The organism is Deltaproteobacteria bacterium, from assembly GCA_005879535.1.
Lineage (GTDB): Bacteria > Myxococcota > Myxococcia > Myxococcales > 40CM-4-68-19 > 40CM-4-68-19.
Map to the genome: position 1 here is coordinate 1 of VBKI01000078.1, position 22,113 is coordinate 22,113.

Consider the following 22,113-nt stretch of genomic DNA (forward strand, 5'->3'; position numbering starts at 1 on the left):
TCCGCGTCCCTGATGACTTCCGCGCTGAAGAACAAGACCAAGGCGGAAGCGGAGGCGCTCTTCGAGCGCGTCCACTCCATGATCAGCGAGGGACCGAGGAGCAAGGTCGACCCCCAGGAATTGGGCAAGCTCGCCGTGCTTTCGGGCGTGTGGGAGTTCCCGTCGCGCGTGAAGTGCGCGACGCTGGCCTGGCACACGCTGCGCTCCGCGCTCGACGGTGCCGGCGCGCCGGTGTCGACGGAGTGAGAATCGCGCGATGGCGACCAAGCTCCCGGTCGTAGAAGTCGTCGAGCCGCCCGTCAGCAGCGGGTCCATCACGCTCGCGCGCGACTGCGAGGCGACCCGGATCCCGAGCGGCTCCAGCGTGGTGCTGCCCGCCGGGACGCGCGTGACGATCGCGCAGACGCTGGGCGGCCACTTCACCGTCACCACGGAGGACGGGGCCCTGCTGCGCATCGCCGACCGGGACGCCGACGCGCTTGGCGCCCCGGCGGCCGCTGCCCCGGCGCCGATCGTTGAAGGCCCATTCGAAGAAGAGCGGGTCTGGGAGCAACTCAGGACGGTATTCGACCCGGAAATCCCGGTGAACCTCGTCGACCTCGGCCTCATCTACCGCTGCGAGGCCGTACCACTGCCGGACGGCGGGCAGCGCGTCGAGATCGCAATGTCCATGACCGCGCCGGGCTGCGGCATGGGCGACGTGCTCAAGGAGGACGTCCGGCGAAAGGTCCAGAGTGTCCCTGGCGTCCGGGAAGTGGAGGTCGAGGTCGTCTGGGATCCGCCTTGGGATGCGAGCCGGATGTCCGACGCGGCCCGGCTCCAACTCGGCTGGATGTGAGGCCCTGCGCGGTCAGCCGCGCCGCTAGGAGCGCCCTGCAACTGGGACTCCTGCCGGGCTCGGCAGGTCGTGCGTAATCTGTACTCATGTCGGAGAGCATCACCCCGTCGCCCATCGAACGCCGCCGTCCTCCCCTGGGCCCCCGCGCCCCGACGACGCGCGCCCGGCGGACCTTCTGGGCGCTGTTCGCCGTGGCCGTGGCACTCACCGTCTATGTCATCTGGCCCTTCCGCTCTCCGCTCTTCCTCGCCGCGGTGCTGGCCGCCGCCTTCCAGCCGCTGCTCGCCCGCACCGAGCGCCTGCTCAAGGGCCGCCGCCGGCTTGCCGGCGCACTGCTCACCGTGCTCGTTTTCGGGGCGATCGTCGCTCCAATCGCGAGCATCCTCGCCTTCATCGCGCAGCAGATCACCCAGGGGCTGACCTGGGTGCGCGACTCCCTGGGCGTCCAGTCGGTAGGGGACATCTCCCTCTCGCGGGTGCCGCCCCAGGCGCAGCACGTCATCGACAACATCCTCTCGACACTGCATCTGTCGCGCGAGCAGGTTCAGGCGTTCGCGGCGAAGGCACTGGACTACGCCCAGGCGGCGGGGCCCGCGGCGCTCGGCGCGTCGGCCGGCGCAGTTGCGAGCACATTGATCATGCTCGCGGCCTTCTACTTCCTCCTGGTGGACGGGCGGCACCTCATCCGCTTGCTTGGCCGTGTCTCGCCCTTGCAGGCGGCCCAGACGGAGGAGCTGCTGCACGAGTTCGCCAACGTCTCCAGCGCTACGCTGGTGGGCGCTGCGCTCACGGCGGTGGTGCAGGCCGTGCTCGCGACCATCGGATTCACGCTCGCTCGCGTCCCCCACGCGGTCTTTCTCGGGATCGTTACACTGGTCGCCTCGTTCGTGCCCGTCGTGGGGACCGCCATCATCTGGATACCGGCCGCGGTATTGCTGGCGTTTACCGGCCACATGACTGCGGCCGTCTTCATCGCCGTCTGGTGCGGGGTGCTGCTGACTCTCGCGGACAACGTGGTCAAGCCGCTCGCGATGCGAGGCAAGGTGGAGATGCACACCGGGCTCGTGTTTCTCGCGCTGCTCGGGGGCATCACGATGTTTGGACTGCTCGGGATCATCGCCGGACCCCTGGTGATTGCGTTCCTGCTCGCGCTCCTGCGCATGTACGAGCGCGATTTCCTCGAGCATCCGACCGGCACGGCTTGAGCGCTTCCTACGCTGCGTAGGACTCGAAGAACTTGAGCATCACCACCTTGCTCTTCGGCGATACGCGGCGGGCCTCCTTCACCCAGATGTCGAGGTTGCCGGGGTCGCCGAAGATGGCCCTGAGATCTTGCGGTGGCTCGGAGAAGGGCTTCTCGAAGTTGTCCCAGTGCGTGGGCAGGATCACCCTGGGAAAGTTGAGCGCCTTCATCAGCCGCGGCGTGAAGTCGTGGACCTGCGTGTAGAAGATCGACGCCAGCAGCGCCACGTCCGGCCGCAGTCCCGTGATATCGCGCTCGATGAAGTTGGCGGTGCTCATCGAGAAGATGCGGTACTTGCCGCCGATGGTGATCAGGTAGATGAGGGTGTCGCCCTCGGGCATCTCGCCCACTTTGCTCGGCGCCGAAGCCGGCACGGTGACGAGGTGGCCGGGCACGGCGTACTTCTTGATCGGCCCCATCGAGTGGAGGCCCGGGAAGACCTCGATGGTGTACCCGTCGAACTGCATGTGCTCGCCGCCCTTCACCTGCACGATCTGCTTCTCGGGGACGCCGGCCGCTCGCAGGACGTTTCCGTGGGTCTCCGAGCCGATCACCATCGCGCCGGTCTTCTTCGCGATGAGCGGGATGTCGGCGAGATGGTCCCAGTGGCCATGGCCGATGAGGATGTGGTCCGCCTTGCCGATGTGCTGATCGATCAGGCCCTGGTCGGTCGTGATCGGCGTGTTCGGGTTGAACTTGCCGCTGAAGAACCCGCTGTCGAAGCGTCCGAACCAGGGATCGATGAGGATGGTCTTCGCGCCGAAGGCGATTTCCCAGCCGTTCGTGCCGAACCATTTGAACCGCGCGCCGCTTCCGCCCGGTCCGCCGCTTTTGGTCGTGGGCTCGGCTCCCTGCGCGAGCCCCGGAAGCATGACACTTGCTCCGGCGGCGGCCGCTCCCGCCAATCCGGCGCCGACGATCTGCCTGCGGAAGAGACCGGCTGCCTCAGGTTCGATGAAGCACATGTTTCCTCCTTGGGACGGGCGGGAAACATATCACCAGTATGAAGGCCGGATTTCAGCTCCGGAAAATACTGCGGCGCCTCGCGTCGGTCGAACATGCCGTACAGCCACCGACGGCTGCAAGCGGCTATGACCAGAGCGGCGCCAGGGCGACGATGAGTTGCGCGGAGGCCGCGGCGTCAGGAAGTCCCAGCGTGGTCGTCAGCTCCAGAGAGACGGGCAGGCGCGCTTGCGAAAGGAGCCGTTCGCCGGCCTCCTGCCGAGCATCCTCCACCAGCGCGCGCTCGCCGGGCTGAAGGCGGGGCCGGACCCACGCATCAATGGCCCAGCCCAGCGATGCGTGCTCTGCCTCGTCGCGTGCAATGACTCGCATCGCTCGGCGGATTGGCCGATCTTGTGCCCATTCCCCTTGGAAGGCGGCGACCGCCGCGCCATAGGTCTCGCGAACGCAGCCCTCCGCGGCGTTTTCAATGCCAAGCTCGAGCATCGTCCGGATCTGGAGACATTCCACCTCGATCGCCGAGGCCCGCGCGCCGAAGCGGGCGGCCAGCCTCGACATCGCCGCATGGTGGCGCATCTCGTCTCGCCGCGCGGACCTTGCGCGCGCGACCAGGTGCGCAGGGGCATCGTGCGCGATCAACTCTCGCTCGACGGTCTGGAACGCCATCACTGCCGCTCCTTCGAGTCGCACGGCGTCCGCCACGTGCGCGGCGACGAGCGATGGTTGTTCCCGGTTTGCGACTTGCTTCAGGCCTGGAGGGAGGCGGTCGGCCACAGGGGCTCTGGGCGCAGTAGGTATAGTGATTGTGGCACGTGACAGTCGATTGGGACGCGGCCGTGCAGCCGGTGATCTCGGTCGTGAAGCAGACGTCGCGCGCGCCCGACCCACAATACGGGACACACTCGCTCGCCGAGTGCTGCGAGCCCGATGTCCAAGGTACGCCGCCGTCGACGAAAAAGGACGAATCATAGTCGGGCCGGTCGCATTGGCTTCCGCAGCCCGAGAGCCCGGCGATGGGGATTGCCGAAAGCGCTGCGCGCCGGAGCCAACGGTGCAGGGACCTGGCGGCCCTCAACTCGGCAATTGAATTGCGCATCCATTGTGCTGCGGGCATTTTTCATGCCTGCACGAATCCGCCGGGTCTCTATTCGGTTACGCAAATCGAGGAACGAGCTACGTCACCGATTCGTGACACGCGCGTCATGTGCCCGGGCCGCCGTTCCTCCGCGCTCCGTCGACGTTACGTCATCATCTTGACAGGTTGGGATCGGGGGTGTCATTTGCCCTGCTTCTCAAGGGGAAACCATGCAAACGACACGGCGGTACCGGCTTCTCGGAATCGGAGTCGTCGCTCTCAACCTCATCGGCGCGACGGTGTTGCTCGCAGAGGAGGCGGCGAAGGCGCCCGCAGCCGCAACCACGCATGTGATGGTCACGACTGCCGATCTCAAGTGGGTGGACGGACCTCCTTCGCTGCCGCCGGGCGCGAAGGTGGCGGGAATGGAAGGAAACGCGAAGGAGCCCGGCCCCTTCACGATGCGGCTCAAGTTCCCCGCAAATTACAAGATTGCCCCCCACACGCACCCGGCAGATGAGCACGTCACCGTGATCAGCGGCACGTTCTACATGGGCATGGGCGACAAGTTCGACGAGGCCGCCGCAAAGGAACTGCCCACGGGGAGCTTCGTCGTCATGCCCACCAAGCAGGCCCACTTTGGCATGACGAAAGGCGAGACCGTCGTCCAGCTACATGGAACAGGGCCGTGGGGCGTGACCTACGTGAACCCTGCCGACGATCCGCGCTCGAAGGCCGCGAAGAAGTAGGCAGCGAGCAGGTCAGACGGTAAATCTCCTCTCCTTCCGCGTCGACTGCGGAGGCGATGTGAACCATTTCGGCCTCACGAAGACCGATTGATTCACGCCCGCTCCCACCGCAGTCCCGAGCAGCAGGTTCGAAGCGCCGAGCGCCAGGTCCGAGTAGTTCATGGCTCACCTCGTCCTTTCCGCTTCATCTGACCACCACCGCGCCGCCGGCCACGTCCAGGACCACGCCGCTGATCCAGCTCGATTCCTCGGACGCGAAGAACTGTCGTTGAGTGTGCGCAAGCCGTCCACCTCGGACGACGCCCGAACCGCGACGCAAGGTATGGACCCGTCCACTACGCGAGCAGTCGCCGAAAAAAAGAAGAAATGTGTGCGCCTGCTCGAAGGACCCGCACCTAACCGTGCTATTCGATCTACATGGTGCCCATCGGCTTCAACGCAGGGATCGAGGCGGCCGGTTTGGTGGAGAAGCGTCTTCGCGAGCAGGGGATCGAGCTGCCTACCCCCAGCGCACCGGGGGCCGACTACGTTCCGTTCGTCCGCATGGGCGAGCTTCTCTTCCTCACCGGGCAGCTCAGTCAGTGGAACGGCGAGCGGAAGTTCATCGGCAAGGTCGGACGGGAGATCAGCCTCGAGCAGGCGCGGCAGGCGGCGCGGCTGTGCGCGCTCAACTTGCTCGCGCATCTCCGCGTCGCGGTGGAGGGCAACCTCGATCGCGTAGTCCAGTGCATCCGGGTGGGCGGATTCGTCAACGCCACGCCAGAGTTTCTCGACTACTCCAAGGTGATCAACGGCGCCTCCGAGCTGTTCCTGGCTGTGTTCGGCGACGCCGGCAAGCACACTCGGGTTTCCGTCGGCGTGAACGGCCTGCCCTACGGCGTCGCTGTCGAGGTCGAGGCCGTCTTCGCGGTGCGAGGCTGATCCGACCCGACTTCCAGCACGATCTTGCCGTGTGATTTCCCTTGCTGGTTCAGGTCCATCGCCTGTCTCGCCTGTTCGAGCGGAAGCACCTTCGCGATGTGGGGCCGGATCGCTCCGCTCTCCACCAGCGCCGCGATCTCCTCGAGGTCCTTGACGTCGTACTCCATGCCGAAGTCGACGGCACGCACGCCGGCGTGCTTGGCGGCCTTCTCGTCGATCTCGCCGATCAGGGTGATGAGCATTCCGCCGCGCTTGAGCACGCCCCAGGATCGCGCCTGCGTCTCTCCGCCCAGCGGATCGAGCACCACGTCGACGTCGCGCACCTTCTTTTCGAAGCGCTCGCGCTTGTAGTCGATGACCGGATCGACCCCGAGCGATCTCAGGTAATCGAGACTCGGCGCGCTTGCGGTGGCTGCCACCTCGGCACCCTTCCACCGCGCGAACTGCGCCGCGAATGAGCCCACTCCACCGCTCGCGCCGTGGATGAGGAAGCGCATTCCGGGCTTCGCCTTGGCAGTGTCGATGATGGCTTGCCAGGCCGTCAGTGCGGGCATCGGCAGAGCAGCAGCGACGTTGAAGTCGAGTGAGCGGGGCTTCTTCACCAAGTCCTTCACCGGCACCAGCGCATACTCGGCGAAGCTGCCGAAGACCTCGCCGAAGACCTCGTCGCCTTCGCGCAGCGGGGTCTTCGACCCCGGTCCGATCTTCTCGATGACGCCGGCGAAGTCCTGCCCGAGCGTCAGCGGCACCCGGTCCGCGCCTTTCGGGTTGTACTGGTGCTCGCGGACCATCCAGTCCACCGGATTGACGCCCGCGGCGTGGATCCGCACCAGCGCCTTGCCGCGCGTGACTTTGGGAGTATCGACTTCTTCGAGCTGGACCCGGTCCGGGCCACCGAATTCATGGATGCGTACGGCCTTCATGGGGTCTCCTCCAGGTTGGGATGAGGTGGTCCGCGAACCACTGCGCTGCGAGCGCGCCAACGACCTCCAGCGCGCCGGGCTCTTCGAAGAGATGCGTCGCGCCGGGGACAATCTCGAGCTGCTTCTCAGTCCGCAGCATCGCGAGCGCCTGGCGGTTGAGACCAAGGACCACGTCGTCGGCTCCTCCTACGATCAGGAGCGTCGGCGCGCGCACCTCGATGAGCAGCTCTCCGGCGAGGTCGGGCCGTCCGCCGCGCGAAACCACCGCCGAGACGCGATCGGGCTCGCGTGCGGCGGTCACCAGAGCCGCCGCTGCGCCCGTACTCGCCCCGAACAAGCCGACCGGAAGTCGTCGGGTCTCCTCGTCGTGCGACAGCCACTCCACTGCTCCGGCGAGACGGTCCGCGAGCAGCCCGATGTCGAAGCGCAGGTGGCGGGTGAACCTCTCCGCCTCTTCTTCGTGCGGCGTCAGCAGGTCCATCAGCAGCGTGGCAAAACCCCCCTGCTGCAGCGTTTGGGCAACGAGGCGATTGCGCCGGCTGAAGCGGCTGCTGCCGCTGCCGTGAGCGAAGAGAACGGCGCCGCGAGCCCCATGGGGGACGGCGAGATTTCCGCCGAGTCGCACTCCCGGACGCAAGACCAACTCGATCTCGCGCTCGCTCATGTCCATAGGGGGCCTCCTTGCGACGCGCTGTCGCCCTCGACGGAGCGATCGAGCAGTTCGCGCACCTCCTCGTCGGTCGTCTGGGTGAAGTCCTCGTACCAGAGTCCGACGGCGCGGAATGGCTCCGGTGTCGCGGCGCAGATCACCTCGTCCGCCTCGTCCTCCATTTCCGCGCACGTCGACGGCGCCGCAATGGGCACTGCCACGATGACTCGTGCCGCTCGCTCTTGACGAAGCGCCCGCACCGCAGCCCGCATCGTCGAGCCGGTGGCGAGGCCGTCGTCCACCAGGATGACGGTGCGACCCGCGACGGGCGTTGGCGGCCGATCGCCGCGGAACAACCGCTCGCGCCGTTCGAGCTCACGCAGTTCGTTCTCCGTCACTCGCTCGATATCGTCGCGGGTGACGCCGTATGCGATCACATCCGGATTGAGGACTCGGACTCCCCCGCTGGCAATTGCCCCCATGGCCAGCTCCTCATGTCCCGGAAAGCCGAGCTTGCGCACCACGAACACGTCCAGCGGCGCGCCCAACCGCCGCGCGACCTCCCAGGCGACGGGTATGCCGCCCCGGGGGAGGCCGAGCACCACAACGTCGGGCTGGCCCGCGAAGGCTGCCAGATGCTCGCCCAGGACGCGGCCGGCCTCTCGGCGATCGCGGTACCGCATGAAAAACCAACCTACGCATCTTCCGGCGAGGACGCCGACATGCCGGAGCGCGCGCCAGCGGTCGCCGCATCATGAGCGGTCTGATTCTGCTGCCAGCTCGGAAGCCGAGCGTACGTCTCGCAGCACGAGCAACACCAGGATGGCGATGCCGATCACGACGAGAGCACTGGTGATCGCCGTGACCTGGAGCCCATCCGTGAATGCCTTCCGAGCCGTTTCGAGCAGCGCCGCACCAGGCCCCGGCACCTGCTCAGCCGCCGCCACCGCGCCGCCGAGGGTATCGCGCGCAGCCTCGGCTGCTTCGCGCGGAATGCCCTCAACGGAACGGGCCATGGCTCTACGGTAGATGGCAGTCCCGATGCTGCCGAGGATGGCGATGCCCAGCGCTCCGCCGAACTCGGAGCAAGTCTCCGAGATCGCCGAAGCCGCCCCAGCGCGCGGATGGATCCTGTCGTCGCAAGCAGCCACCGGCGAGCTCAGGTATGAACGCAACGTCGACGTTCAAGACGGGGACATGCTCTGGGACGCTGCGGCCCTGAACGATGGGAGGCTGCTCGCCGTGGGCTCCAGCAACTACACGCAGAACCCGAGTGGGCTGAGTGTCAGCGATGCCAGGGACCCGCTGGCGCTGGTGCTCGACGCGCTCGGCAACGTCGAGAAGCGCATCGCGCTTCCGGCGGGACCCGCCGGCAGAGGGAATGAGGATCTCCGGCATCCACAATGCGCCGGGCACTCACGCGCCGGTGTTTTCGGATGCATTCCTTGTCGTGCGAGGAGTGGAGCTCTTGTAGCTCGGGAATAGTCCGGGGACTCGTTGCATCTCTGCTTCGACCCGGCCACCGGTCAATTCAGCCCCGCTGGCGACCTTCAGGCACCGCGAGACTCGCACTCAGCAGTCGCGTTGACGGACGGGCGTGTCCTGTTGATCGGCGGAGAAGTGCCGCCGGAGCTCCCGGGAAGGGCCGGTGTCGGAGTTCCTGCGACGGAGATCTTCGATCCGGCGACCGGAGGCTGGACCGCGGGCCCCACGCTCGATCCGGCGTTTTTCGCCGCCACGGTGACGATGCTGGGCAACGGCAAGGTCCTCGTCTTCGGCGGTGAGGACGCCGGCGGCTTGCCGCAATCGGCCGCGGCGCTCTTCGAATGACGGACGAACTTGCGCTGGCCGCCCTCAGAACATCGTGTTGGTGTTCGCGGATTTCTCGGGAATTGGTTGGAGCACGTCCCAGTGCTCGACGATCCTTCCCTTGTCGTCGAGGCCGAAGATGTCGATGCCCGCCCAATCCCGGTCGCCGGGCCACTGCTGATAGCAGTGGAGGACGACGTAGTTGCCCTCCGCGATCACCCGTTTGAACTCGACCTTCTTGCCTGGGTACTCGCGAGCCATTCGCTGGAAGTACTCGATGAACGCCTGCTTCCCGTCGGCGACGGCGGGGTTGTGCTGGATGTACCGATCGCCCGTGAACATCCGGATGGCCTCTTCTGGGCGGCACTGATTGAACATGACGTCGTAGAAGCTCATCACCGTCTGCTTGTTCCGCTCCGCTTGCTCGTTCATCGTTTCCTCACGGTCTCATCTGAAGAACCTCGTCAAGGCATCGGCCGTTTCACCCGGGATTTCCTCCGGGAAGAAGTGTCCGGCGTCCACGGAATGGCCGTGGACGTCGTCGGCCCAGGACCGCCAGAGCGCGAGCGGTCCGCCTTCCTCCGCGTACCAGGCATTGAGCGGTCCCTTGCCGCTCCAGAGCGCAAGGACAGGGCCCGCGATGCGACGGCCGGCGCGGAGATCCGCCTGGTCGTGCTCTCGGTCGCACGTCGCTGCGGCCCGGTACTCTTCGCAGATCGCGTGCAAGCGGGCAGGATCGCGCAACGCCTCGACGTAGGCGGCGCGCACGTCCGCGCTGAAGACTGCCGGTGAAGATCCCCACCCGCCGAGCGCGTCGTCGACGACCGCTTCGGGGGCCGCTGCGAGGAGACGCTCGGGAAATGGTTCGGGCTGGGCGAGCAAGGACCAGGGCCAGAAGGCGAGAGCGAATCTCGCGTCTGACCGCGCCCATGCCTCTTCGGTCGGAATGACGTCGAGCACTGCGGTCCGATGCACGCGCTGCGGGTGATCGAGTGCGAGGCGATAAGCGACGCGACCGCCCCGGTCGTGCCCGGCGACCGAGAAGCGGCGAAAACCGAGCCGCTCCATGACGGCCACCATGTCGCGCGCCATGGCTCGTTTGGAATACGGCTCGTGGTCCGGGGCCGACCTGGGGCAGCCGCTGCGGCCGTAGCCGCGGAGATCGGCGCAGATGACGGTGAAATGGCGCGCCAGGATGGGCGCCACGCTTCGCCACATCAGATGCGTCTGGGGAAAGCCGTGCAGCAGCAGGATCGGAGGGCCGGAGCCAGATCGGCGGACGAAGATGGTGGTCTCCCCGGTCTGGACCTCGGCCGTATCGAAATCGTCCAGCATCCCGGAAGTGCATACAGGCTACGACTCAGGAAACGAAGCGTGGCGCCTCAGTCGTCGTCGTCGCCGCCTTCGCCGCCGTGGTGGTCCGCTTTCTTCACCTCGATCCGCACCTCTTGCGATCGCGCGAGCAGCGCGCCGTTGTCGTTGCGGAGCTCGCACATGACCGTGTGCTTTCCTTCGATCTTCGCGCATCGCCCGAAGTTCGCAGCGATGTTGTCGGAGCTCGATTGAACGTTCGGCGAGCCGCACGCCGTCCCGTCGATGTAGAGGTCGATGTGTCCGCAACCCTGCGCTCCGCCGCAGCGGCCCGCCGCAGCGAGCGTCGCACCGGAGACGGCGACGGAAATCCCGCAGTTGTCCGCGCTGCACTTGTCTCCGTCGGCTGGAGAAACGATCCGGACGTCGGCTCTCGGGGGCGACGCGCCACCAACTCCCGCATCGGAACTGCTGGCGCCGCCGGCGCCGATTCCGGCGGATTGGTCGATTGGGCCGCACGCGACCGCAGCTATCGCCGCGCAGACGCTCGTTCGCTGAAAGCGCACGGATGCGACGTTAGGTCCGGCCCGCCGCAATGGCTCGGCTCCCCGTCCCACAGGCGGGCGAAGGCGCAAGGGCCATGACTTGACAAGCGATTCACTGCAGCGCTATGTGCCCGCCGGGCAGCCTACGGGGGGTACCGCCAGCATGTCTTCTTCCGTCGAGGGTGGACGCCGATTGAGCGTTTGGCCCGGTGCCGGACCCCACTGTATCGCCCGCCCGCCGCAGTGCCCCAAGCACTGAAAGGAATACCCCCATGAAGCGTCCTGCGATCTGGTCGGGAGCCCTCCTCACGTGTCTCAGCGCGATGGCACTCGCCGCAAGCGTCCACTTGAAGGGCGGCGCCCATAGCGAACCAACGTTCACCGATAACGGCCTGACCCTGACTGCGGCCGGCGCGCTGGCCGGTCTCGGAAATCAGGACTTGCTCGTCACGCTCACGGCGACTGGAAACCCAACCGCCACTTGCACGAACCAAGGCGGGAACCAAGCACCCGGCCAGAACCCGGCGGAGGTGACGCTGACAGGGACGCAGTCCATTCCGGCGAGCGCGATCAAGAACGGCAACGTTTCATTCAACGTCACGACGCAAGGACCGGTATCGCCGGTTCCCGGCGCGCCGGGGTGCCCGAATCCGAACTGGACCGAGACGATCACGGACGTGGAGTTCACGAGCGCCACATTGCGCGTCGAGCAGCCTGCCGGCACGCTGGTGCTGACCGTCAGCTGTACCTTCAGCCCGCCGACTTCGGACGACACCGTTCCGGGCAACGAGGTTAGCTGCACGAGCACGTAGCGAACGGACAAATCTACATTGGCCGCGCTTGGACGAGCAGGTTCATTACCAATACCTGCACCTGCTCGTCCTTCTGGTTCAGGGTCGTAGTCCGGCACTTGATGAACCCCTGATTGGGCCGGCTGTCCGATCGCCGCACCTCGAGCACTTCGGCCTGCACGTGCAACTCGTCGCCCGGCCGGACCGGGCGCGGCCACTTCAACTCGTCGGCGCGCGAGCCGATGATGCCGCCGGCGGGGCGGAAGCCGCTCTCGACGAGAAGACGCATGGAAAGCGCGGCGGTGTGCCATCCGCTCGCGGCCAGGCCGCCGAAGAAAGAGTCGCGGGCAGCGGCTTCGTCGAGATGGAACGGCTGCGGATCGAACTGGGTGGCGAAGGCCTTGATCGCGGCTGCGTCCAGCCGAAGCGCTTTCGACACGAACTTCTGTCCGGGAGCGAATTCCTCGAGCCAGATCACGACCGCTGCTCCAGCGCGCGGATCCAGAAGCCCTGCGTTTCACGCAGAATGGCCGCGCTCAGCTCCTCGTCGTTTACCGCGCGCGCGAGCGCGAGCGCACCGACCATACCCGTCAGCAGCGCAACTCGCGCTTTGTAGTCCGCAGCGGGCGCAAGCTCCTGAATGCGCGTGAGAGCGTCGTGCACGCCCTCGGTGTAAGCGCGCCGTACCGCAGCTGGCTGGCGCGCCATGTCCGAAGCGAGCGCGGGCAGCGGACAGCCGCCGGCCGGCGCGTCGCGATGCGATTTGCTGAGATAGCGCCGCAGCATCGCTTCCGGCGACCGGGCAGGCTGTCGCGCGAGGCCCGATCCCGCAAACGCCGCCGTGCATGCTTCCGCGGCCAGCGCCTGCTTGCTCTCGAAGTGACGGTAGAAACCGCCGGCCGTCATCCCCAGGGTCGCCATCACGTCGCCCACGCTGACCGACTCGATGCCGCGCTCGCGGAAGAGCCGCGACGCTGCGTCGACCGCCTTGCCTCGGGTGCGTGCGGTTTCCTCACGCGACCGGCGCACGGGAGCCTCCCGCCGAGCCGAGCCCGAACTGCTTGCGAAGCGCGCCGTCGAAAATGCTCTCCGGCAAGTATCGGCGCAGACGCGCCAGCAACCCGGCGCCTTTGCCCACCGGGTAGCGCAGGCGCGGCTTCTCGGCAGTCGCTGCTTCCAGCACGGCCTGCGCCACCACCGAAGGATCCTCGCCGGCGCTCACTCTCGTGCGGATGCTCTCGCCGGCCCGATCCCGCGCTGCGGCGTAGGCATCGACGACGCTGCCCGGCAGCAACCGGTTCTCGCCGATGTTGGTGCGCATGAAGCCCGGCTCGACCAACGCCGCGCGGATGCCCAGCGTGCGGGTCTCGTGATCCAGCGACTCCGCGAGTCCCTCGAGGGCGTGCTTGGAAGCGGAGTAGAACCCCATGAATGGCGCCGGCAGAAAGCCGACGATGCTGCTCATGAAGACGATGCGGCCACTTCTCTGCGCCCGCATTGCCGGCAGCACCGCCTGCGTCATGCGCACCGCTCCGAAGAAGTTCACGTCGAACAATCGCTTCGCCTGCTCCAGCGAGGTCTCTTCGACCGCGCCGACCATTCCGCCCCCGGCGTTGTTGACGAGAAGGTCGACGCGCCCGGCCTTCGCCAGCAGTTCGCGCACACCTGCGTCGATCGACGCGGCGTCCCGCACGTCCAGCAACACGCGCTCCACCTTGGCGGGCATGGGGCTCGATTCGGATCTGGCCGTTCCGAAGACCCGGTATCCTCGTTCGATCAGCATCCGGGCAGTCGCGTTTCCGATTCCCGACGACACGCCTGTCACCAACGCCACTGGGCTGCTCATGTGTGCTCCGGGCTATAGATGACAGATGTCATCTAACCTGGAAGATGCCTGCGGCCCGGCCGAGGATTCGGGGGCAAAGACCGCTGCGCGTTTAACGCGTTCCGCCCCGGCCGCTGCGGCCCGGCTGCTTCCGGCGTTTACCGGTCGGCGCTTCGCCGGGTCCACGCAGGGCGTTCGCCGACTTTTGCATCTCGGCGGAAATCTCCAGTTCTTCGCGGATCGCCTGGCGCGTGTCGGTCTCGAAGTGGTCGGCGGTCGCGCGACGATCTTGTTCCGCCGAAGCCCGGCGCTGTTCGGCTTCGCGCCGGAGCCGCTCGGCGAGGACGAGGATCTCGTCGCGATGCCGCCGCGCTTCGTCGGCAGCGTAACGCGCTTGCTCGGCGCTCAATCTCACTTCCTCCGAAAGACGACGCAACTCTTCCGCGTAGACGCGCCCGGACTCCGCCTCGGACCGCCGCCTTTCCGCAGCGGCGCGCGAGGTCTCTGCATTCTTGCGACGAGCCTCACTCCGCTGCCTCTGCCGTTCCGCGGAACGGCCCGTCCCTTGCCGGCGCTTTCCGCGTCCGTGTGGCATGAGCGATCCGCGCAGAATAGCAGGCAGTAGTGGAGTCTGCCCGGTACAGCAGATCGTTCGGGATGGTCGCGCGTTGGAGCAAGGACTGTCTGGAGGTCCCATGCCCCGGCTCGTCCTCTGCACCGCCCTCTGCGCTCTCCTCTCCGCCCACGCACCAGCCGCCAACGCGCCGGCCGATCCCGACATGCGCCGCCCCCTGGACTGGCTGATCGCCGCCCAGAACGACGACGGCAGTTGGGGCGACGGCGCAAAGGATCCCCGTCCCGATGTCGCGACGACCGCGCTCACGGCTATTGCGCTCCTGCGGCTCGGCCACACCGGCTCGCTCGGCCAGTATCAGGAGCACACGCGGCGCGCGGTGATCTACATCGCGGCGGCCGTGGAACGTGCGCCGGAGGACGAGATCGCCATCAACCCACCCGGCACGCTTCCGCAGCGCAAGCTGGGACGCAACATCGACACCTTCGTCGCGGCGCAGTTCCTCGCCGAAGTGCTGCCCACCCTGCGCGGGCCGCTGCACGCGCATGCGGAGCGGGCCCTCGCGTCAGTGGTGAAACGCATCGAGCGCGCGCAGGCAAAAGACGGCAGCTATTCGCGCGACGGCTGGGCTCCTCTGCTGGCGTCGGCGTTTGCGAGCAACGGCCTCTACGCGGCGCAGCGCGCCGGCGCGAAGGTCGACAAGGACGTGCTCGCCAAGGGCCAAGCTGGCCTGGTCGACAAGTACGACGGCAAGACGAAGACGTTCGGCGCCACCGACGCCGCGGGCGTGCAGCTTTACTCGGTTGCCGCGAGCATGATGGCCGCCGAGCAGGTGGCGCGGTCCGACTCGCCTGCAAGTCTCGAGCTGAAGAAGCGCGCCGAGGAGGCGCGCAAGGCCGCTGCCTCGCAGCTCGCCAACGAAAACGTCATGCGCGGGTTCGGGAGCTACGGGGGAGAGGAGCACGTCTCGTACATGCTGACCGCCGAGGCCAAGGCGGCGTTGGGCGGCGACGAGTGGGCAGGGTTCCGCAAGAGCATCCGCGCGCGGTTGGCAGCCATCCAGCGGGAGAACGGGACCTGGCGGGGCGACCACTGCATCACCAGCACGACCTTCTGCACGGCGGCGTCTCTGATCACGCTCGCGATCGAGCCCCACACCGGCAGACGCGCTTCGTGATGGGGCCGACGATCGTCGTGGGCATCTTTGCGCGTCGCGTCTTGACTGCCGCTGCCGCGCAATGGTTTCGCAGTGGGCGGCCCGCGTCGATCGAGCGACTGCACCAGGGGCCTCGAGGGGGAACACAATGACGTCATCTCGCCGGGATCGGTTCCCGATCGTGTGGGCACTTGCGGTTTTGGCGCTCGGCACAGCCGCCCGCGCGGAGGTCACAGGAATCACCTACACCAGGAGCTCGCCTTTCGGCGCCGCCACCTTCGGGAGTGCCGGGGCCTACGAGCAGCTCGACGGTGTAGTCACCGGCGAGATCAATCCGCACCACCCGCTCAATCGGATCATCCAGGACATCGAGAGTGCGCCGCGCAACGCCCGCGGAAACGTGGAGTACGGGATGACGTTCTCCGTGCTCAAGCCCGTCGACCTGGCAAGGAGCAACCACACTCTCGTCTATGACGTCGTGAACCGCGGGAACAAGCTCATCACTTCGTTCCTGAACGTCGGGATCACCACCACCAATCCCGCCGGCGACGGCTTTCTGCAAAAGCAGGGCTTCATCCTGGTCTGGAGCGGGTGGCAGGGCGACGCGCTCGCGGGCGGCGGACGGCAGGTGATGACGCTGGTCCCGGTTGCGCGCCGCAGGGATGGGTCCTCCATCACCGGCGAGGTGCGGCAGGAATACACGCCCGGGGCCGCCGTGCCGTCCGAGCCACTCGCCGGCAACGCGCTCACGGCGCCCATCGAGACGGCCACTTTGGACAACTCGACGGCCACGCTGACCCGGCGCATCCACTGGAACGACCCCAAGGAGCTCGTTCCGCGCAGTCAGTGGGCGTTTGCCGACTGCAGCGCGACGAATCCATTCCCGGGAACTCCGAGCACCACGCGCGTCTGCCTGCAAGGCGGATTCGACACCAATCACATTTACGAGCTCGTCTACACGGGAAAGGATCCAAAGGTGCTGGGGATCGGATTCGCGGCCACACGTGACCTGGTCGCCTTCCTGCGCCGAAACTCGGGGGCGTCCAATCCTCTGGCCGGCGCGGTCCATAGCACCATCGGCTTCGGGATCTCGCAGAGCGGGCGCTTCCTGCGAACGTTCACGGGTCTCGGGTTCAACGAGGATGAGAACGGAAAGCGGGTGTTCGACGGGCTCGACCCGGACATCGCCAGCTATCGCATCTCGCTGAACATCCGCTTCGCGCAGCCCACCCGCCTGGCGGGCACTCAGCACACCGAGAAACAATTCCCCGGACAGGAAGCGCCGACGACGTGGGGAGATTCGCACGATCGCTTCGCCCACATCGACGGAGGGCTGCTCGACCGCTGCAGGCGGAGCAACACCTGTCCGAAGGTCTTCAACACCGTCAGCAGCACGGAGTACTGGCAGGCCGGCATGTCGTTCACGACGGCGGACGCCGACGCCGACGAAGATCTGGTAGTCCCCGAAAACGTCCGCATCTATCACTTTGCGAGCGCGCAGCACGGAGGCTCGGCGCCCGCGGTCGCTCCGTCGCAGAATCCAGTTTGCGAGCAACTCGGGAACATCAACTCGTATACGTACAACTTCCGGGCGTTGCTCGTAGCCTTGCGTGACTGGGTGGTGAACGGCCACAGGCCGCCGCATAGCCGGTATGCGACGCTCCGCGGACGCACCCTGGTGCCCGCCCACGGCGTCCGGTTCCCGAGCATCCCCGGCGTAACCTTCGTGGGAGGCTTCAACAGCAGGCAGGTGCTCGATCGCGGGCGCGACTTCGACGCGCAGGACGATTCCGGCGTGATGGACGAGCCGCCTGCCGTCCGTTACACGTACCGCGAGTTGCTGCCTCAGGTCGATGCGGACGGCAACGAGGTGGACGGGGTCCGCTCGACACAGCTTCGAGTGCCGCTCGGGACCTACTCGGGGTGGAACACGCGCAGGGTCAATTTCGGCAATCCCGACTTGTGCGACCTGTCGGGACAGTACATCCCCTTCGCGGTGCACAAGGCCGATCGCAAGGGCGATCCGCGCCGCTCCGTCGAGGAGCGTTATGGATCAAAGAAAGGATACATGGCGCGTGTGATGGCGGCGGTGGAGGATCAGGTGGAAGAAGGCCTGCTGTTGCCCGACGACGCCGCGACCATCATCACGCAGGAGATGGCCAGGGACATCGGCCTGCCGTAGTTCGCGAAGTCAGGGTCAACGCGCGCTCTGCGACTCACCCGGTGGCGGTGTCACTTCCACCGCCATCCCTTCGACGAACGCCGCGCTCCCAAGCTTCGCCACCCTCTCGTTGCCCTGCAGCCCGCTCGAGATCTCGATGGTCACCCCCTTGTCGCGCTCGACCACCACCGGGACCAGATGCAGCTTGTTCTGGGCGTCTACGACGGCCGCGTGCTGACCCCGGGCGTCGCTTATCAGCGCCGTCGCGGGCAGCTCCAGGATGCGATGCGACGAGGGCAGCGTGAGCGCCACCTCGGCATACATCCCCGGCATGAGCGCGCCGTCCTGGTTCGGGACGCGGATCTCGGTCGTCATCGTGCGCGTCGCCGGGTCGAGCTCGCCGGCCGCGCGCATGACCTGGCCGGCGAACGTCCGCCCCGGGTACTCGCGGACGGTGACGTTGCCGGAGACGCCCGGGCGCACTCCGGGAGCGACGTCCTGGGGGACCTGCACGAAGACTCGCGCCGGATCCATCGCGGCAATCTTGAAGAGCGGCTGGCTGTTGCCGGCCGTCACCAATGCGCCGATCTCGATCGTGCGCTGTGTGATGGTCCCGGCGAACGGCGCGGTCACCTTGGCGAAGGCCTTGAGCTGATCGAGGCGGCGGATGTTCGCCTGCTGCGCCGCGATGTTGGCGCCCGCGACATTCACGTTGGCCTCGCCCACCGCAGCCTCGGCCTGGCTTTGCTCCAGAGCTGCCCTCGACACGACGCCCGAGGGTGCGAGTCGCCTGGCGCGGGCGAGGTTCGCCTTGGCCAGGTCGCGATTGGCCTTCGCCTGCGTCAATGCGGCGCGGGTTTGTAGCAATTGGGCCTGCGCCTGGGCGAGCTCCTGGTCGAGCTCCGGAGTCTCGATCTCGGCGAGGACGTCGCTCTTCTTCACCTTGTCGCCGATGTCGGCGCGCCAGGCGCGCACATAACCGCTTGCGCGTGCGAAGAGGACCGTCTCCTGGAGCGGCTGCACCGTGCCGGGAAGCTCGAGCGCGCGATCGCTGGCCCCGATCTTCGGCATCACGACATCGATGCGTGGAAGCGCGCGCTGGGCGCTCTCGGACGACGCGGTGAGCGCGGCGCGCTTGCCGCGGCGGGGCAGGTATCCGAGGCCGAAGGCGACTGCGACGACGACCAGGGCAATCAGGGCGACGGTGACGAGCCTGCGCCTGGGAATGCGGCGGGCCGAAGGCAGGACGAATCCGAGATTCGGCTCCTGCGTCGACTTGGGCTCGACGGGTGCGTGATCCTCTCTGGCGGAACTCACGCCTCCTCCAGGATCGCGTCGACATGCGAGGGCGGCTTCCGGCGGAGGAGGCTGTACATCACCGGCACGAAGAACAGCGTGGTCACCGTGGCGAGCAGCAGGCCGCCGATCACGGCGCGACCGAGCGGGGCATTCTGCTCGCCGCCTTCGCCCAGACCGAGCGACATGGGAAGCATGCCGAGGATCATGGCCAGGGCAGTCATGATCACCGGGCGCAGGCGTGTCATGCCGGCCGCGAGAGACGCCTTGGTAGCGTCGAAGCCGGTCACGCGCATGTCGTTGGCGAAGGTCACCACCAGGATGCTGTTGGCGGTGGCCACGCCGACGCACATGATCGACCCCATCAGCGCCGGGACGCTCAGCGTCGTGTGCGCCAGGAAGAGAATCCAGCAGATGCCGGCGAGGGCCCCGGGCAGCGCCATGAGGATGACCAGCGGATCCAGCCAGGATTGGAAGTTCACCACCATCAACAGATACACCAGCAGGATCGCGAAGATCAGTCCGTATCCCAGGCCCCGAAACGAAGACTGCATGCTTTCGGCCTGCCCCTTGATCCGCACCGTGGTTCCTCGCGGCATCGACGGCGTGAGCTCGTCGACGATCTTCTGCACGCGATCGGCGACGGACCCCAGGTCCGTGCCCTCGACGTTGGCCTGCACGTCGTACGTCCTGGCCACGTTGTAGTGGGTGATGTTCACGGGGCCGGCGGTGCGCGAGATGGAGGCCAGATTCGAGAGGAGCTGTGGGCGCGCGGTTCCATTCGAGAGCGGCAAGGTCTTCATCGCGTCGATCGAATCGATGTCTTTCTGGGGCGTCTGCACTGCCACCAGGTACTGCACGCCGCGCTTGTCGAGCCAGTAGCTGGGGGCAACGACCGCGCTCGATGCCAGCGCCACCAGCAGGTCGCTGGCCACGTCGCGTTCCGTCAGCCCGACTTCGCCCGCCATGGTTCGATTGACGTCGATGCGGAGCGCGGGCTGCGTGGGCACCTGCGCCAGGTGGACGTCCACCGCGCCGGGAATCTCGGCGACGCGCCGGCCGATCTGCCTCGCGACCTCGTAGGTTGCCTCCTCGTTGCCGATGGCCCCGACCACCTGGACGTCGATGGGCGCCGGCAGGCCGAAGTTGAGCACCTGCGTGGAGATGTCCGGCGCCAGGAAGAAGAACGTCTGGTCCGGAAACTTCTCCGCGAGCGTTGCCCGCATCTTGTGCACGTACTGCTCGGTCGGGCGATGGTCCTTCTTGAGGGCGATGAAGATCTCGCCATCGGCCGCGGAGATCAGCGCGCCCTCGCTCAAGGACAGGTTGAGCCCGCTGTAAGGGATCCCGATGTTGTCGAGCAGGGTCTCGATCTCGTCCGGCGGGATCACCTGTCGGATCGCGTCTTCGATCTGCACGAACTTCCGCTCGGTCTCCTCGATGCGCGTCCCCGGGACGCCGCGGACGTGCAACTTGATGAGCCCCGCGTCGACGGTGGGGAAGAAGTCGCGGCCGACGAGCGGCAGCAGCGAAAGCGAAGCCACGACGAAGAGCAGAAAGCCGATCACGACGCCCCGGCGGTGCTGCAGCGCCCAGGCGAGCAGGCCGCCGTAGCTCATTCGCATCCGCTCGAACCCGCGCTCGAAGCTCGCGATGAACCGCGCGCCAAACCAGCGGGGAGGGGGTGCCGCGTTGCCATGCGCGTGGCGCTCCGCTTCGGCGGCCATGAGGTAATGCATCATGGTCGGCACCAGCGTCCGCGAGAGGAAGTACGAAGTGAGCATCGCGAACACGACCGACATCGCCAGGGGCACGAAGAGCGACTTGGCCGATCCGCTGATGAACACCACGGGCACGAAGACGATGCAGATGCAGAGGGTGGACACGAAGGCCGGCGTGGCGATCTCCGATGCGCCATCCAGGATGGCCCGGAGGATGGGTTTCTTCTGCGCCATGTTCCGGTGGACGTTCTCGATCTCCACCGTGGCGTCGTCGACGAGGATTCCCACCGCCAGCGCCATCCCGCCCAGGGTCATGACGTTGAGCGTCTCGTCCAGGAATGAAAGGGTGATGATCGAGACCAGGATCGAGAGGGGGATGGAGACGATCACGATCACCGTGCTCCGCCAGCTCCCCAGGAAGACGAGGAGCATCAGCGCGGTCAGCCCCGCCGCGATCAGCGCCTCCTTCACCACGCCTTCGATGGAAGCGCGGACGAAGATCGACTGATCGAAGAGCATCGCGACCTTCAGCTCCTTGGGAAGGCGCGCCATCGTCGTCGGCAGGATGTCCCGGATGCGCTTGACCACCTCCAGCGTGCTGGCGCTGCCCTGCTTGAGGATGCTCATCAACACCGACCGCTTGCCCTCGACGTGCACGATGTTCGTCTGCGGCGAGTACCCGTCGCGCACGTGCGCCACGTCGCGCACATAGACCGTGGTGCCTTTGACGACCTTGACGGGAATGGTCTCGATCTGGGCGAGCAGATCGGGGCTGGCGTTGAGCACGATGGGCTACTCGTTGGCGCCGATCTTCGCGGTCCCGGTCTGCACGATGACGTTCAGCTGCCCGATGGCGGCGGTCACGTCCCGCGGCGACAGGCCCCAGGCGAAGAGGCGCTGGGGATCGATGTCGATCATGATCAGCCGCTGCTTGCCGCCATACGGATAGGGAATCTGTACGCCCCGGATGGTGGCCATGTCGGCGCGGATGAAGTTGATTCCGTAGTCGAAGAGCTGCTGCTCGCTCAGGGTGTCGCTCTCGAGGGCGACCTGCAGGATGGGGACGCTGGAGGCGCTGTAGCGGATGATGAACGGCGGCGTCGTCCCTGGGGGCATCGAGCGGATGGCCGCCTGCGAGATCGCCGTCACCTGCGCGGTCGCCGCCTCGATCTTCGCGCCCGGCTGGAAGAAGATCTTCAACACCGCGATGCCCGTCAGCGACTGGCTCTCGATGTGCTCGATGTCGTTCACCGTGGTGGTCAGGAAGCGCTCGTAGTTGTTGACCATCCGCTTCTCCATGTCCTCGGGCGAGAGGCCCGAGTAGTTGAAGACGACGGAGATCACCGGGATGTCGATGTCCGGGAAGATGTCGGTCGGCATCCGCGAGATGGTGAGCAGGCCGACGATGATGATGAGCATCGACATGACTACGAAGGTGTACGGGCGCTTGAGCGCCATCCGGACGAGCCACATCATGGGCGGCGCCCCAGGATGGTGAAGGCCGGGGGAGTGGCGCTGGGCATGCGCAGTTCATCGACTGAAGCCGCCGCCAACGCAAGCCTG

General features: G+C 66.8%; 23 protein-coding genes and 1 pseudogene. 9 read left to right on the forward strand and 15 right to left on the reverse strand.

What is annotated here, in order from left to right; all coding sequences use genetic code 11:
• From E6J58_17855 to E6J58_17865, 3 genes are all read left to right on the forward strand, one after another.
• A partial coding sequence (locus tag E6J58_17855; GenBank protein ID TMB34621.1) for an SUF system NifU family Fe-S cluster assembly protein occupies positions 1–246 on the forward strand: 246 nt, incomplete at its 5' end.
• Between the two features lie 10 nt (positions 247–256).
• Positions 257–838 (forward strand): putative Fe-S cluster assembly protein SufT, encoded by a 582-nt coding sequence (sufT, locus tag E6J58_17860; protein TMB34622.1) that lies wholly within the window; start codon positions 257–259, stop codon positions 836–838.
• Positions 839–924: 86 nt separating this feature from the next.
• Entirely contained in the window at positions 925–2,043 is a 1,119-nt protein-coding gene (locus E6J58_17865; protein TMB34623.1) for an AI-2E family transporter, read from the forward strand.
• 7 nt (positions 2,044–2,050) lie between these two features.
• Here E6J58_17865 and E6J58_17870 read toward each other — a convergent pair whose 3' ends face one another.
• Positions 2,051–3,046 (reverse strand): MBL fold metallo-hydrolase, encoded by a 996-nt coding sequence (locus E6J58_17870; protein TMB34624.1) that lies wholly within the window; start codon positions 3,044–3,046, stop codon positions 2,051–2,053.
• A gap of 124 nt (positions 3,047–3,170) precedes the next feature.
• Positions 3,171–3,602, reverse strand: coding sequence for a hypothetical protein (locus tag E6J58_17875; GenBank protein ID TMB34625.1), 432 nt, complete (start codon positions 3,600–3,602; stop codon positions 3,171–3,173).
• Positions 3,603–4,472: 870 nt separating this feature from the next.
• Between E6J58_17875 and E6J58_17880 the strand changes: the two genes are divergently transcribed.
• On the forward strand, positions 4,473–4,868 hold the full coding sequence (locus E6J58_17880) for a DUF4437 domain-containing protein (GenBank protein TMB34699.1): 396 nt from the start codon (positions 4,473–4,475) through the stop codon (positions 4,866–4,868).
• Between the two features lie 417 nt (positions 4,869–5,285).
• The gene (locus E6J58_17885; GenBank protein ID TMB34626.1) at positions 5,286–5,789 is read left to right on the forward strand and encodes a RidA family protein; all 504 of its coding nucleotides are present in this window, start codon (positions 5,286–5,288) and stop codon (positions 5,787–5,789) included.
• On the opposite strand, the gene E6J58_17890 is transcribed toward E6J58_17885, so the two are convergent.
• From E6J58_17890 to E6J58_17905, 4 genes are all read right to left on the reverse strand, one after another.
• Entirely contained in the window at positions 5,741–6,712 is a 972-nt protein-coding gene (locus E6J58_17890; GenBank protein TMB34627.1) for an NADP-dependent oxidoreductase, read from the reverse strand. The two genes, E6J58_17885 and E6J58_17890, sit on opposite strands and share 49 nt — an antisense overlap.
• Positions 6,690–7,382 (reverse strand): alpha/beta hydrolase, encoded by a 693-nt coding sequence (locus E6J58_17895; GenBank protein ID TMB34628.1) that lies wholly within the window; start codon positions 7,380–7,382, stop codon positions 6,690–6,692. The genes E6J58_17890 and E6J58_17895 overlap by 23 nt, the downstream gene beginning before the upstream one ends.
• On the reverse strand, positions 7,373–8,044 hold the full coding sequence (locus tag E6J58_17900) for a phosphoribosyltransferase (protein TMB34629.1): 672 nt from the start codon (positions 8,042–8,044) through the stop codon (positions 7,373–7,375). The genes E6J58_17895 and E6J58_17900 overlap by 10 nt, the downstream gene beginning before the upstream one ends.
• A 69-nt stretch (positions 8,045–8,113) precedes the next feature.
• Positions 8,114–8,377 carry a hypothetical protein gene (locus tag E6J58_17905; protein ID TMB34630.1) on the reverse strand — a complete coding sequence of 88 codons (264 nt, stop codon included), beginning with the start codon at positions 8,375–8,377 and terminating at the stop codon, positions 8,114–8,116.
• 568 nt (positions 8,378–8,945) lie between these two features.
• On the opposite strand from E6J58_17905, the gene E6J58_17910 reads away from it, so the two are divergent.
• Positions 8,946–9,191, forward strand: a complete 246-nt coding sequence (locus tag E6J58_17910) for a hypothetical protein (GenBank protein TMB34631.1) — start codon at positions 8,946–8,948, stop codon at positions 9,189–9,191.
• A gap of 24 nt (positions 9,192–9,215) precedes the next feature.
• On the opposite strand, the gene E6J58_17915 is transcribed toward E6J58_17910, so the two are convergent.
• Genes E6J58_17915 through E6J58_17925 form a run of 3 tightly spaced genes read right to left on the reverse strand, consistent with a single transcriptional unit; the run spans position 9,216 to position 11,047 of the window.
• The gene (locus E6J58_17915) at positions 9,216–9,602 is read right to left on the reverse strand and encodes a hypothetical protein (protein TMB34632.1); all 387 of its coding nucleotides are present in this window, start codon (positions 9,600–9,602) and stop codon (positions 9,216–9,218) included.
• Positions 9,603–9,617: 15 nt separating this feature from the next.
• The gene (locus tag E6J58_17920; GenBank protein TMB34633.1) at positions 9,618–10,505 is read right to left on the reverse strand and encodes an alpha/beta hydrolase; all 888 of its coding nucleotides are present in this window, start codon (positions 10,503–10,505) and stop codon (positions 9,618–9,620) included.
• Between the two features lie 47 nt (positions 10,506–10,552).
• Entirely contained in the window at positions 10,553–11,047 is a 495-nt protein-coding gene (locus E6J58_17925; protein TMB34634.1) for a hypothetical protein, read from the reverse strand.
• A gap of 251 nt (positions 11,048–11,298) precedes the next feature.
• On the opposite strand from E6J58_17925, the gene E6J58_17930 reads away from it, so the two are divergent.
• A complete protein-coding gene (locus tag E6J58_17930; protein ID TMB34635.1) occupies positions 11,299–11,838 on the forward strand; it encodes a hypothetical protein in 540 nt (179 codons plus the stop codon).
• A gap of 13 nt (positions 11,839–11,851) precedes the next feature.
• Here the strand turns inward: E6J58_17930 and E6J58_17935 are convergent, their stop codons facing one another.
• The 4 genes from E6J58_17935 to E6J58_17950 form a co-directional block, all read right to left on the reverse strand.
• Positions 11,852–12,295, reverse strand: a complete 444-nt coding sequence (locus E6J58_17935; GenBank protein TMB34636.1) for a MaoC family dehydratase — start codon at positions 12,293–12,295, stop codon at positions 11,852–11,854.
• The gene (locus tag E6J58_17940; GenBank protein ID TMB34637.1) at positions 12,292–12,846 is read right to left on the reverse strand and encodes a TetR/AcrR family transcriptional regulator; all 555 of its coding nucleotides are present in this window, start codon (positions 12,844–12,846) and stop codon (positions 12,292–12,294) included. The genes E6J58_17935 and E6J58_17940 overlap by 4 nt, the downstream gene beginning before the upstream one ends.
• Positions 12,830–13,663 (reverse strand): SDR family NAD(P)-dependent oxidoreductase, encoded by an 834-nt coding sequence (locus tag E6J58_17945; protein TMB34638.1) that lies wholly within the window; start codon positions 13,661–13,663, stop codon positions 12,830–12,832. Before E6J58_17945 ends, E6J58_17940 begins: the two co-directional genes overlap by 17 nt.
• 91 nt (positions 13,664–13,754) lie before the next feature.
• Complete coding sequence (locus tag E6J58_17950) at positions 13,755–14,051, reverse strand: hypothetical protein (GenBank protein ID TMB34639.1); 297 nt, start codon at positions 14,049–14,051, stop codon at positions 13,755–13,757.
• 286 nt (positions 14,052–14,337) lie between these two features.
• Between E6J58_17950 and E6J58_17955 the strand changes: the two genes are divergently transcribed.
• On the forward strand, positions 14,338–15,393 hold the full coding sequence (locus E6J58_17955) for a hypothetical protein (GenBank protein TMB34640.1): 1,056 nt from the start codon (positions 14,338–14,340) through the stop codon (positions 15,391–15,393).
• Positions 15,394–15,520: 127 nt separating this feature from the next.
• The gene (locus E6J58_17960; GenBank protein TMB34641.1) at positions 15,521–17,554 is read left to right on the forward strand and encodes a hypothetical protein; all 2,034 of its coding nucleotides are present in this window, start codon (positions 15,521–15,523) and stop codon (positions 17,552–17,554) included.
• 15 nt (positions 17,555–17,569) lie between these two features.
• Here the strand turns inward: E6J58_17960 and E6J58_17965 are convergent, their stop codons facing one another.
• Positions 17,570–18,604, reverse strand: coding sequence for an efflux RND transporter periplasmic adaptor subunit (locus tag E6J58_17965; protein TMB34700.1), 1,035 nt, complete (start codon positions 18,602–18,604; stop codon positions 17,570–17,572).
• Positions 18,605–18,846: 242 nt separating this feature from the next.
• Positions 18,847–22,023, reverse strand: a pseudogene (locus E6J58_17970) (efflux RND transporter permease subunit).
• Between the last annotated feature and the right edge of the window lie 90 nt (positions 22,024–22,113).